The organism is Cohnella soli (assembly GCF_042655525.1).
Classification (GTDB): domain Bacteria; phylum Bacillota; class Bacilli; order Paenibacillales; family Paenibacillaceae; genus Cohnella; species Cohnella soli.
The window spans coordinates 121,387-134,858 of sequence record NZ_JBHSMI010000028.1 but is presented as its reverse complement, the minus strand read 5'-3'; the positions used below and the strand labels follow the sequence as shown (position 1 = coordinate 134,858).

The following is a 13,472-nucleotide window of genomic DNA, read 5'->3' as shown; positions in this document are numbered from 1 at the left end:
TCAGGGAATAAAGAAGGTGGCAACTGTTTCAGTTACCACCATTGTATCATTAGCTTGCCGCCCGTTCAGGTAAAGCGTCAAGTCGGTATTCGGTTTTGTTCTTCAACATGCTATATAGAATGGTGACAAGCCTTCTCATAATGCAGATGATTGCCTGTTTCTTCTTTTTACCTTCGCACAATCGTTTCTCGTAATAATCACGGAATATTGGATTGAGCGGCTTACTGGAAGTTCTTGCGGTATGCACTTGTCTCACGGCTAGCCCCCATAAAATCTTGTTTAAGGCTCGGTTGCCTTGCCGTTGGTTGCGGTCTTTACCCCTGCCGCCGCTACTCATTTGGCTTGGTGTAAGCCCTGCATACTTAGCTAGCTTGTCAGCACTCGTAAAACGGCTTATGTCTCCGATTTCAGCCATGATAGCCGAAGCGGTAACGTCATCAATGCCAGTGAACGTATTCAACTTAAAGCCTAGCTTCTGCATGATGTGACGGATGTTGTCCTCCACATCGTTCATCTCACGTTGAACGTCACGAATTTGGTTTACATGGCTTCGTACAAGGAAATCCCGATACTCCTGCCCGTTCCGCTTCGTATTCCCGTCAGCTTGAACAGACTCAAGGATTAGAGTAGCTTTCTTAGTGGAACACACATTACGGCTGTTTTTCCGTAAGAACTCTGCCAATACTTCGACTGTCACGCCCTCCAACAGATATGGTGAAGGGTACTCATGCCACACGGCTAATGCCGTTTGTCCATCCACTTCACAGAAGAACTTGCTGTAGCTTGGATAGTTGTAGCTTAATTGCGTGTGAAGCTGATTCTTGAGCATGACAAGCGTATCTCGTAAGCTGTAACGCCGCATGACTAGCTGTTTTAGAATCCAGTAATCATCCTGTGGGTGGGCGTTTGGCAACCTGTCCAGTTCATCGAGTAACAGCTTGGCGATGTTCTCCGCATCCCAACTGTCATGCTTCTCCGTCATGGCATAGCTTTTACGCTTCCAGTTCGATAAAGCGGCATTGACCTCTTTGACAAGGAAATGATTCTCGACTAGATAAACGGCTAACGACCTCCCGTAGCCGCCCACATCCTCAAGCCCGAATACAACCGTCATGCCTTCTTGAACATGCTTCTTGACCTTATTGACCACCGCAGGGAAAGCCGATGGTTTGTTCTCGAACTCAATGACCTCTAACCTCTCATTCCAACAGTTGATGACAACTGCGGTATGCGTCCGCTTATGTAAATCAACGCCAACATAGATAAACTGCTCTTTACGATGTCTCATTTTGAGTATCCCCCTTGGCCTTTATAGCGTTTAGGGAAAAAGAATAGCCGCATCGTCTGTTTAGTATTCACCCGAAGGCGTACATTGAAGGGTAAGCGTGTCTATTCTTCCTCTATAAACGCTATAAAATGGCTTGATGTAGTCCTGTTGCTGTAATGCCACCATACTGATACTGACCTTCGTAGAACTCCCTGCGGTCAAGTACCCGTTTGACTTGTACTTTGGTGAACTGCTTGCCTTGCTGTGTCGTATAGCCTTCTTTATTCAGTTGAAATGCAATCTCGGATAACGTCCAATTCGGGTTCTGTTCCCGTATGTCAAAGAGCCGTTTGACTGCTTGGGCTTGCCTATCATTCACTTCTATTGCCTTGTGTCCTTTACGGGCTTTGTAACCAAATGCCGCCCGACCTCCTGCATAACCGCCCTGTTGGGCTTTCTTATTGCGTCCTCTGCCTAGCTTGAGGGCGATTTCTAGCCTTTGATACTGGTCTAGTAGTTCCATGAGACCGTTGATAAGGAAATCGCTTGGGTCTTTCTTGTGGATGGAATAAGTCGGCTGCTCAATGCTTTTCACATCCACGCCGTACTTCTTGAACTCCCGATGAACCAATACCTTCACGATGTCAGACCGCCATAAACGGCTTGTATTGAGGACTACAACAGCGTTATAGGTTCGGGTGGCTAGGGCTGACAACATGCTCTGAAAGCCGATTCTGTCCACTTCAAGAGCATCCTCATCCACCTTTGCCCCACTGATACCTTCATCCGTAAAGATGTCCTGCAAGTTCCATCCTTGTTCCTGACAATAGGAGCGGATTTCATCCTGTTGGTAAGCTAAACTGTAACCGTCTTTGGCTTGTCCGCTTGTTGAAACTCGAACGTATCCGATGACATTCATGCCTTATATCCCCCTCCGTTACGATAATCGAGATTATCGTAACGCTTAACCGAATCAATAATTTCATTATATACCGCTTAACCGAAACACACAATGACTTTCCACATGTGCGGTGATATAATTGCATCATTAATTCAGTACGGTTAAGCGTTACTCGTTAGGAGGATAAGCATGGCAATTCGAGTAAAGTTGCGCCAGTTGTTAGAGCAGAAAGGAATATCTCAACGGGAACTGGCACGATTAACAGGATTACGAGCTAGCACAATCAACCATCTGTGTTCTGACAATGTTGACAGGGTCTACTTAGAGACATTGGAACTCGTCTGTAAGACCCTGAACGTCAGGATTGAAGAACTAATAGAGATTGATTGAGTTGTCATACCGCTCACAGCGGCAACAGCGGAATATCTATCTATTCATGTAAAGAGAAGTGAAGTCCGCCCTCTTTACCCTCCAAGAATCAAGAATCTCCCTGAAAATGCAGACCGCCCACGGCGTGTCTGCTGTTTCTTATTCAAATGATTTTTCTCTTGATTCTTGTTTATTGAGTATTGTTAATGATTCTTATTAGTGAGACTGCCAGTCTGTTTACGACAGACTTTGTGTCCTCATTGCAGACAATCCGTCCACGATAACCGACAATCTGTCAAAAACGAAGACAACTTGTCTACCACGGCTGTTTTGTATCCTTCAACAGACTCGTTGACGGTTATCAGGACACAAAGTCGGTTGAAATAACAGACAGTCCATTATTGCACGTTCACATCGGACGGAAATCGCTTTGCTAATTCCAATCTCAAGAACTGGGCATAGCTGTCCAGTATCTCTTTCTCAGCAAACTTGTCCGTTGGGAAGCGGAACTCATGTAGCTTTTGCAATCGGGCGGTAAACGCCTTGAACTCGTCACGTTTTACAATCCCTCGCACCCATAGCGTCAACTCTCGTTCATTGACTTGCTTCCGCACACTGCCGATAAACTCATGCGTTTTCTCGCTCATCAGCAAATACGGGTGGTAGTGTAGATAGTTTGGCAGATAATACGTGTTGTTCTTTCGGTCTTGACTGACTAGAATCATCTTCTTGTCTTCTAGTTCCTTGATATGCCGCTCTATCGACTTGGAACTACATCCGACATCACGTGCAATCATTTCAATGGTAGGGTAGCACAACGTCTTATCGCTCATATAAGCGATTAAATCCATCAGAATCAGCTTCTCAAAGGCACTCAAGCCAATGCAACGTAGAATCTTTACTGGTGCTTTGATGTAACCGTTGTGATGGGATGTGAACTGATTCGCTCGACTTACTTCATCCATGTACGTATTGGCAGCTTGATTGTTCTTTTTCAACCATAGGTCTTTCACTTTCGTTGTCCTCCTCTTGAGTGTTCCGCCCTGCGGCGGCTATGATGTGAGGAAGGCGGCTAACCTTTACGTTGCCTTACCTCTTTATGTCAACTGCTCGTCAGCAGAGTTCTTTTATCCCCCTCTGTCAAAATAGTTGTCGTTATTCGCAGTAACAATCGCTGTATAGGTCAGTTCAGTTGCGGACAACATCAAAATCCTTCAAGATTGCAGCCCCTACTAAGAATTGTCGTGCTATCCATCTGAAAAGGTGCGTCTTCTTACCTTCTCACCCTTTCTATCGTGACAGGGTATTCTACAGTTGCGATGGATTTTGGAAAAACCGCAGATAACGAAGCTAATAAAAAACAGGTCAATCATGGTGGTATCTGACCATAATTGACCTGAATCGTGTAACTGCATTGCTTTATTTAGGTATACTTTCTCAAGCATGGATGTGCGTACAAGGAATTAAAGAAGTTCTTATACTGGTATTACATGGGTTACCATGATTGGACTCAGCCGCCCGATTCATTCGGCACTGGGTGGGGGTAAAAGAAAGACCTTGAGGATTTGTAGCCCCCAAGGTCAATGAGAATTTAACCTGAATGTATTTCGAAACAAAAATACCCAAATGCCACATCAACATCAGTTAAACCTATTGTATGTTTACAATAGTCCAACAACTTTGGAAGTAATCCATCCAAATATCCTAAATACTCTTCAAGTCTCTTTTTGAAAGCCTCTTTATCATCATATTTACACAACGGGAACAGAAGGTGTACTTTCTCTATTTCTTCATCGTTCATAGCATTATACTCTTTACCAATACAGGCACTAAAATGATTAGTTAATTCTGTTTCGTTATATTGTTCTCTGCACTCCATGTAAAACATATAGTCATCAAACTCAACTTGTTGGTCTAACTTCGAGTTCACATAAAATGGAGTAATTTTTATATAGTCAGAAGTTAATTCTGACTTAATAATCTCCTGAACCAATCTTTGTAACTCTGATAGCGTTGGATAGTGCTTGTACTTCCCACCGCAATATGAAGTGTAATCAACAATAATGTTATTTACAAAATTGTCTCCCATGTATCTCCTTCTCCTCTACTTTGTTAAGTCCATTTTCCAGTCGGCTTTATTCAAGTCGGCTACCTGTATTACTTTTCCCGTTCCGTTATCTACTGCTACATAATGAACATCATCAACGTAATAAAGCGTGACAGAGTTCCCAGTATATTTGTTAGTTGTTGTACCAGTCTTCACAGGGTTCTGTATTGCGTTAGCGATTGAATCGTTAGTCCATCCTCGCTCAGACACTTGATTTTTGTACTGAGGCTTGCTAAATTTATCGCTGAATTCAACATTGCATTTTCCAGTATTATGCACCCAAATCCCAAGGTCACTAACAAAATACGTATGGAACTCATCTACCGTCATGTTGTAAACCGTGACATGCTTGTGCAACAGTTCAATACTGTCTATCTTTAGAGTATTCCCATCACTCTGTACAAGCAAGTCTCCAACCTTGAGGTCTTTAACGAATATCCATCCTTTATCCTTCACGTAGAATGGATGGTTGAAGGTTGATTCAATCATCTGACCGCCCACATGAATCTTGTAAATCTCATCCGTTTCGTGGTTGAACGTAGCTGTAACCTCTTTATACGCTACCTCACCAGTTTCTTCATCCTTAGAGAGAACCTTATCTCCGACTTGAATGTCTTCGATATTCTTCTCCCCTTCGTCTGTCATCACTTTAGTACCGGCGACGAAACAGTTGCAGTCAGCCACGCTGGTTCTTTGTCTAATTTCTCTGCCTCTCACTTCAATTGGAGAAGATTTAGTGACAATGATGTTTGATATCCCCAGTGCCAACAACGCTTTTGCAGCCATCATCGGATCGTGTTCATACGCATAGTAGGCGTTGGCTTCACTCACTGACATACCGGCAACGAAGTTCGTCTTATACGCTAACTCTATAAAGTCTGCTGCTCTTCCGTTAGCCAAGATATCTTTATTGACCGCTTTTAATTCACTCACAGATATTTCTCCATACCCGCCCGGCTCAGCCGCATGTAGTATCATCGTATCCATGATAAAAATAGCTTCCGCCATCGAATAGGTTTTTTTCTTCGTTAAATCGGTTGATGTCAGAATGACATCCTTAACAAAATTTAGTTCATTTGCAGATAGATTATATTTGAAATCATTGCTATTCGAAACGGATGCAGATGCAGCAGCAACCGCTCCATTCACAACCGTCGCTGTGGAACTCGTGCTAATATTCGTTCTTCCAATTGTCGTCACAACTGTAGTTTGTGTCACTGTAATGCTGGGGCTCGACATTACCACATTATTTGTGGCTTTGGACGGAGTCGCTGTAATGCCTACACTATTAATTAACGTAGTCCATTGTGTTGACGTCATTCCGGACGTACCTTTAGGCCCCGCTGCCTGCGCTGCTGCAGCTGATAATACAGCCGAAATCGAACCGCTTTGAAAGTTCAACGGCGAAACCACAGCCTGTTTTGACGCGGGATCTTTTCTAATAGCTTCCGCCTGTTGAGAAATGGCAGCTTTCTCTTGTGGCGTAGTGGCTGCATAGTATTGATTCGTCAGCGCAATAATTTGCGCTTGGGCAACACTGTTATATTCTTTGTCGGAAGCAACGTAGTGTCCCGTTGGGTCCCAATACATGATCGGTTCATTGTGTACATAGGAGTATAAGTTGAGACTCAGCGGATCATCCGCCTGTCCCCTATAGCTATCCTCCGTCAGGAACCGCGCCAGCTTCGGATCGTAGTAACGAGCGTTCAAATAATATAGCTTGCTTTCTTCATCATACTGATATCCCGCATAGCGGATCGGATTCTTCACTGTTCCGGCTTGATTCGTAATGTTTCCGTATGCATCGTACACGTAAGAGGAAGCAACTACACCTGTTGGCGTCAGCAATGCCGTCACATCTGCATGGCCGTTGTACAAGTAGAAGTAGGTTTCCGCCCCCATCGTACGCGAGATGAGATTGAGTCCATACAAGTGACGTGCCGTTTGCTTGTTCTTGCCGTCCGTCTCCAGCACCACTTTGTCGTACTCGTACAAGTAGTTCGTCGTAATGCCCTCGCTTGTCGTTTTCTTCACGCGCAGGCCATCGCCGTTGTACTGGTACGTTGCACCGCTGTTCCCTGTAGCGACTTTCATCAGTTGGTTAAAGCCGTCATACTCGTACACTGCTACGCCTTCCAGCACATCCGAAATGCGCGGGTTCGGGTTCGTCTGGCCGTAAATAAACAGTCCAAACGTTGGCGTCGGCAAGTTGCTCGGGTCTACCTTCTTACGTACTTCTGTGGACTTGTTGATCAAGTTCCCGTTGTTGTCGTACGCGTAGTTCACTTGCTGGGTTTCCCCGATAGACTTGACCTCAATGGTGTTCAGCAGACGGTTTTGCTCATTATACGTGTAAGCGATCATCGACACGCTACCGTTTGTCGTTGTCTTCTCATTCCAGCGATTGCCTGCGGGGTCAAACGTATACTCTGTTTTCTTCCCGCTTGGTTCTTGAACCATTTGCAGCCGGTTCAGTGCATCGTACGTATAGTCGGTTTTGCCTTTCACGACGCCGTTTACGGTTTCGTTTTTCCACTTCTGATTATCCGCATTGTCATAATCGTACGTGTACACATCAAGCAGAGTCGTGCCTTGGTAGTTCTCGAGCTTCGTCAGCTTGTTGTTTTTGTTGTACGTGTACTGCTCTTTCGCTCCGCTCGCATAAGTGACTTGCTGCTGTGTTCCGTCTACGTAATACGTATAAGAAGCTTGTAGCGCTGTGCCATCTCTTACTTCCACAAGCCGGTTCGTTTTGTCGTACAATTTTGTCGTGACGTTGTTCTTTGGATCGGTCGTCACTTCCGCAACAAAACCTGCCGTCAGTCCCGCGGTTTGATCCAGTTGGAACGTCGTTGTGCCTAGGCCGAGGGTTGATTTCGTCGTTACACGATTCAACTCATCGTACGTACGCGTCGTTAGACCTGATGGATCCTTCATGCTGAGTTGGTTACCGTTGTTATCGTACGTATAGAAAATGGCGTTGTCCTTCAGCACCAACCCACTGCCGTCAACCGACTTCGAAATGAGGCGGTTATGCGCATCGTAGAGGAACGTTGTCGTGTTGCCGTTGCGGTCGACTTGGGTTTTGAGTTGTCCGCTTGCCGTATACGCATAGCTTTCTACTTTCGATGAATCGTACTGGTAGTTGCCTGGTTTACCTGTACGTCCGCCATGATCGATTCGGCGCAATAACAAGTTCGCGGTGTTGTACTCGAATGACGTGACAAAACCTCTGCCGTCTTTTTGCGTCAGCTTGTTGCCGTTTAGGTCATACGTATACGACGTGACTTCACCAAGTGCGTTCGTAACGGAGGTGAGTTGCCCGCGTTCGTCATAGGCATAACGCGTTGTATTGCCTTGTCCATCCGTTTGGCTGGCTTGCAAGCCCGTATTCGTATACGTCTGGGCAGTCGCATGGCCTTCCGGATCGATTTGGCTCACTAGCCGGTTGTTGTGGTCAAATGTAAACGTCGTTACGCGGTTGAGTGCATCGTAAGATGCAACTTGCGCATCGTTGGCGTTGTAGACCGCTTTTAAGATGACTACACCCGCTGCATCCGTCGTTGCCACCAGACGATTCCGCTCATCGTACGTATACGTTGTGCGGTTACCGAGCCAGTTTTCTTCCCACAGCTTGTTACCATTTTTGTCGTAGCCGGTTTTCGTCGATTGCGAAGATGTGGTGCCGGACACATTCGTCACTTTCACTTTCGACTCGACGGCTCTACCCAGAGCGTCGTATACATATTCGGTGACATTGCCGTTGCCATCCGTCACAAAGCGTGCATGACCGTTCTTATCGTACGTCGTCGAAGTGGTAATCGCCTGTGAACCGTCTTTTTGCTGGTTCGTTTGGCTCAGCGTTTTCCCTTGCGGGTCATAGGTGTATAGCGTTACCATGCCTTCAACGTCTTCGGCTTTGAGGAGGCGACCCATGAGGTCGTACTGGTTCGTCACACTGTACGCCGGCATCGACGCATCGCCGGGCTCTTCGCTGCGTGCCACTTGAGAGAAGGCGTTGTAGGTAACCTTCGTCGTGTTGCCGTTTCCGTCGGTTTCGCTCATGGCGCGGCCGGCTAAGTCATAGGTCGTAGTCTTGAGCACTTTCTCCGGCGCATTCAAAGAAACGCGCACGGTCTGTGCCGTTACGTTACCCGCATCGTCATATCGTGTACCATTCACGTTTCCGTTGGCATTCATCACGCCAATCGCGCGGCCCGCTCCGTCATAGAGCGTTTTCGTTGTAAATTTAAGTCCGCGTTCTTTGGATACCGCATCTCTTACCGTTATAGGCAAGTTTGCCGCATTGTATGTCATTTCAGTGCTGTAACCCGACTGAATGCGTGCCGAGATGCTTGCACCTGTGCCTGCAGCATACCCTTCGCCGTCCAGTTCTTTGATGATATTGCCGTTCTCGTCGTACGCGTACGCTTTCGTGACGCGCTCCGTTGGCGTATCGATCCAGGCAAACGTGGTTGGGTTCAGCTTTTTGTCCGTAAAGAACGTCTTCACCGCTTGTACGCGGTTCATGCTGTCGTAAATGTATTCTGTACGGCTCACTTCCATGAGCGCTTTGGTAGCGTCATAGCTTTGCGGCGACACTTCAAGCGTTTTGCGGCCTGCACGGTCATAGGCGTAAGCCGTCACACCACCGAGCGCATCCGTTTGAGTCAGCAGTTGACCACGTTTGTCGTAGGTGGAAGTCGTCAAGTTCCCAATCGCATCCGTGCTTGTGAGGACGTTCCCCATGTTGTCATACGTCTGGGACGTTTTTAGCTCCGTCGGCAACCCTTTTTCATCGATGCCCTCGGTGGTCGTTGAAAGTACGCGACCAAGCAGGTCGTACGTCGATTGGCTCACAACGCCGTCCGGACGCACTTCTTTTACGACATTGCCTACCGCGTCGAACGTGTACGACGAGACAAGCACCGTATCGCTGTCGTCGGTGAAGTCATTCCCGGCGAGATCGCCGCTACGCACATGTTTCTTCACTTCAATCGGCTTTGCGTGGTAGTCATAAGTATATTCGGTTGTGATGGCTTCACTGCTTGACGTATACACATCTTCCCGAGTCACACGGCCTAATGCATCGTATTCAAATGTGGTTTTACCGCCTGCGCTCGTTAGTGTCTGCGCAATGAGTCCATTTATCGTATAACTCGTCTGCGTCGTGATCAAGCGATCGACGCTTGGCGTAGCCATGGCGCTTACCGCGTCTTTGCCCAATTGCTCGCCTGTTTTGCGTCCAGTGCGATCGTACGAAATGCCCTTGTACGTAAACTTAGCGCCTTCAAGCGGAGTCCACGTTCCGGTTAGGCGGTTCAGTCCATCGTAACGGTATAACGTCGCGTTTCCACGCGCGTCCTTCGTGGACTTGATGGTGCCGTTTACGTTGTACACAGTCGACGTCGTCGTGCCGTCCGCGCGAAGAATGCTCTCTTCTCTGCCGAGTGCATCGTACGTCCACGTTGTTGTAGATGTATTCGTATCGCTGGCGTAAACGGTTAGTTTCTTTTGGAACCTGCCATCAGCAAGCGCGACGTAAACCGTTGTGTCCAGCGTCGCCGGGATTGCGGCTTCGTCCGTCTTGAACTGCGTTTTCTTCAGGCGATTCATCACGTCGAACTGATAGAGATAGACAGCGCCGTTAGGCTTCGTTTCCGAAGCGACATTGCCGTAGACGTCGTAGGTGAACGCAGTCACATTACCCAGTGCGTCCGTTTTCGACTTGACGAGACCATTCGCCTCGTAAGCGATTCGGGTGCCGACACTCGTTTTCCGATAGACAATGGTCGGTGATGCGTCGTTCAGTCCATCGTCTGCAGCGTTGTACACCAGCGGCGAAACGGTTTGGATAACCCGGCCGTAGTTGTCGTATACGTTTACCGTCGTCTCGCCGCCCTCTTCGACGGTACGGACGAGTCTGCCGTTTTTGTCGTAGTCGTAAGTGGTCACAAATCCAAGCGGTGATGTGTCGCTTGTCTTCCAACCAATGCCGTTATATGTCGACGTCGTTTCATTACCCGCCGGGTCCGTTATGGAAGTCTTGTTGCCGTCGGCGTCATAGCCGTACTGCGTTAGGCCGCCTTCCGGATCGGTTTCAGCTTGCAGCAAGCCTTTGGCTTTGTAGCCAAGTTTCGTAGCATCCGCGTCTGAGACGTATTGGTAGGACGTGATGGCAAACAAATCAGGGTTCGCGGTCTCGCTGTACACGTCCGTGCCATTGGTTGGCTGTACTTTTTTCAGCAGTCTGATTTTGTTCGAGTCGTAGATGTACTCGGTGCGCTTGCCGAGCTCGTCTTTCTCGAGGACGAGGTTATTGTTGCTGTCGTACTCGTACGTGCGGAAGCTGTTGTTGGGATTGATGATCTTCGTGATATTGCCGTTGTTATCGCGTTCATACTGCGTTTTGTTGCCATAGCGGTCCGTGATGCTTTTCTCTTCGCCAAATTTGTTGTAGCTGTTGGCGTCGAGGAAATATTCCGCTAGCGTCACTTTCCCTTCCGGGTCTTGACTTTTGATGACATACCCAGCCGTGTCGTACCACTTGATCGTGGTCAGTCCTGCCACGTCTTTGACGGTTGTTTTACGGTTTGCAGCATCGTAAGTGTAAACGAGCACATTACCCGTCGCATTTGTGGCTGTGGTAACTTTGTGCTGATCTACGCCTGCGGCGTGGTTGTACGTGATGCTCTCCAGCACCGTGCTAGAACCATCCTGTACACTCGTCAAATAGTTCGAGCTGTCGTATCCGTACTTGCTGATCACTTTGCCATTGGGATCGGTAACCGTGCTCAGCCGATTTTGCGCGTCGTAGCCATACGTCACTACGCGGCCAATCGGGTCAGTGACCGTTGTAATGTAACCCGTGGCATTATAACCCATCGTATAGATACGGCCCGCAGTATCTGTGATTTTACGTGTTTTGCCTTGCGCATCTGTTTCAATCGTGAGCCGGTTTCCGTTACGGTCTTGCATCCAGCTTAAGAAGCCAGCGACGTTAAAGCCGTACGTATATTGGTCTTTTGTCGTCAGCACATGCGTATTGTCCGCCAGCTTCACGAGCGTGCTGTGCGAATCGTTAGCGGTATACGTTCCGTTGGCATTTTTCACAAACACTTGTGCGCCGCCGTTTGGCAGCTTCACAACTTTAAGCCCTGATGGGTTGGTCGTGTCGTCCTTAACGTTGCCTTCAAACCCAAACGTCCAGCCGCGCCCCATGGAACTGGTCGCACGGTCGTCTTTGGAATTGTATGTTCGGCTCATGTTGACCATAAAGCCCGGTGCAGAAACACTCAGGTCAGTCACCGTTTTACTATAGTTACCGGTAAACAGGTTCACGCCCTCTTCACCGTAGTGCAATTGTTCTAACAAATTCGCCGAGATGTCCGCCGCAAGCGTTACGACCATTCCGCCGCCCTTGGTGCTCCCTTTGTCCGGTGCAGGTGTTTCTTGCGGATCCGGAGTTGTAACAACGGCTTGTCCGGTCAACGCTGCTGATGCGCTGACGAGACCGCCCGAAGCAACTTTACCTTTAAGGGCTGCTGCAGACGTGACATTACCTTGAATACGGGAGAGAATCTGCGCATTCGTCAGGTCTGGGTATTTGCTTTTGAGCAATGCGGCAATGCCGGTTACAAACGGCGCGGCCATGCTTGTCCCGCTAAGTGCGCCGTAGTTTTCGTTAGGTAACGTGCTCACAATACCAACGCCTGGTGCAGCGACGTCCACCGTGCTGCCATAACCCGCGAAGGACGCCAGTTTGCCTTGGTTGTCGACGGCGGTAACCGAAATTAAGTTAGCAAGCGTGTAGGAAGCCGGATATACCGGCGTTGTGTCGACGCTGCCGCCTTGGTTTCCTGCGGCTGCAACGACGAGCATGCCGCTTTGGCCAAGTGCGTCGCGCAGCGCCGGGTTGTTGTCTGGTCCCCCGAAGCTGACGTTAAGAATCGAGACGCCCATGCTTTGGGCATATTCGATCGCTTCGATCGCATCTGACGTATAGCCACTGCCGCCAGTGATAAATTTGAGCGGCAATAGACTTACGCCTGGCGCCACACCTCTTACGCCGATGTCGTTTGCTTCGGCAGCAATAATACCCGCGACATGCGTCCCATGTTTGTCATCTGTCTCGCTGTCAAAGACGGTGGCATCGCCGCTCGCGAAGTCATAACCGTGTACGTCGTCGATATAGCCGTTGCCATCGTCGTCGATGCCGTTGTCCGGAATTTCGTTTGGATTGGTATAGATATTGTTTGCTAGATCCGGATGCGTGATGTCGATGCCCGTATCCAAGACACCTACGAGCACGGACGGTGAGCCCAGCGTCAGCCCCCATGCCGTGTTCGCATCGATATCGACACCGGCTGTGCCGGCTTGCGAACCTACCGTTTGCCCGACATTCGCTAAGCCCCACTGATCGGCAAAGCGCTCATCTTGCGGCGCTTCGCTGATCGTTAGCTGATAGTTGGGTTGTGCGTACTCCACGTTCGGGTCTTTTTTGAGTTCTGCGATCGTCTGATCCAGGTTGTCTCCGTCACCGACTTGCAGCACTTCGATGCGGTTCTTTTTCGACTTACGCTTGGACTCAAGCTTCCCCAGCTTGAGCTTTGTTTTCACTTTGCTGTTAATCGTCTGGCTTTGCGCGCCGCTCTTGTATTTGACGAGCAGTTCGGTTTTGTGGCGAGGTGCGGCTTTTGGCTGCTGTGCATTTTGCGCGGCGTACACGCTAAAATCGGAAAGCAAGGTGCTGGCAAGCAGTGTCAGTAAGCTGAACACTGCCACATATCGCATCAATCGGCGCATAAGGGCCTCCAAAGGAAAATGTA

The 13,472-nt window shown here is 48.4% G+C and carries 6 protein-coding genes; 1 reads left to right on the top strand and 5 read right to left on the bottom strand.

The genetic code is table 11. The features are described from left to right. Positions 1-49 precede the first annotated feature (49 nt). Together ACFPOF_RS16865 and ACFPOF_RS16860 are read right to left on the bottom strand one after the other, a co-directional pair. Positions 50-1,288, bottom strand: coding sequence for an IS110 family RNA-guided transposase (locus ACFPOF_RS16865; RefSeq protein ID WP_378134691.1), 1,239 nt, complete (start codon positions 1,286-1,288; stop codon positions 50-52). Positions 1,289-1,409: 121 nt separating this feature from the next. Beyond that, on the bottom strand, positions 1,410-2,186 hold the full coding sequence (locus ACFPOF_RS16860; RefSeq protein WP_378134689.1) for a recombinase family protein: 777 nt from the start codon (positions 2,184-2,186) through the stop codon (positions 1,410-1,412). Positions 2,187-2,357: 171 nt separating this feature from the next. On the opposite strand from ACFPOF_RS16860, the gene ACFPOF_RS16855 reads away from it, so the two are divergent. Further along, positions 2,358-2,558 carry a helix-turn-helix domain-containing protein gene (locus ACFPOF_RS16855; RefSeq protein WP_138754418.1) on the top strand — a complete coding sequence of 67 codons (201 nt, stop codon included), beginning with the start codon at positions 2,358-2,360 and terminating at the stop codon, positions 2,556-2,558. Positions 2,559-2,935: 377 nt separating this feature from the next. On the opposite strand, the gene ACFPOF_RS16850 is transcribed toward ACFPOF_RS16855, so the two are convergent. From ACFPOF_RS16850 to ACFPOF_RS16840, 3 genes are all read right to left on the bottom strand, one after another. Beyond that, entirely contained in the window at positions 2,936-3,550 is a 615-nt protein-coding gene (locus ACFPOF_RS16850; protein WP_378134687.1) for a helix-turn-helix domain-containing protein, read from the bottom strand. A 578-nt stretch (positions 3,551-4,128) separates the two neighbouring features. Further along, positions 4,129-4,626, bottom strand: coding sequence for a hypothetical protein (locus tag ACFPOF_RS16845; protein ID WP_378134685.1), 498 nt, complete (start codon positions 4,624-4,626; stop codon positions 4,129-4,131). A gap of 15 nt (positions 4,627-4,641) precedes the next feature. After that, positions 4,642-13,449 carry a S8 family serine peptidase gene (locus ACFPOF_RS16840; protein WP_378134683.1) on the bottom strand — a complete coding sequence of 2,936 codons (8,808 nt, stop codon included), beginning with the start codon at positions 13,447-13,449 and terminating at the stop codon, positions 4,642-4,644. Positions 13,450-13,472 lie beyond the last annotated feature (23 nt).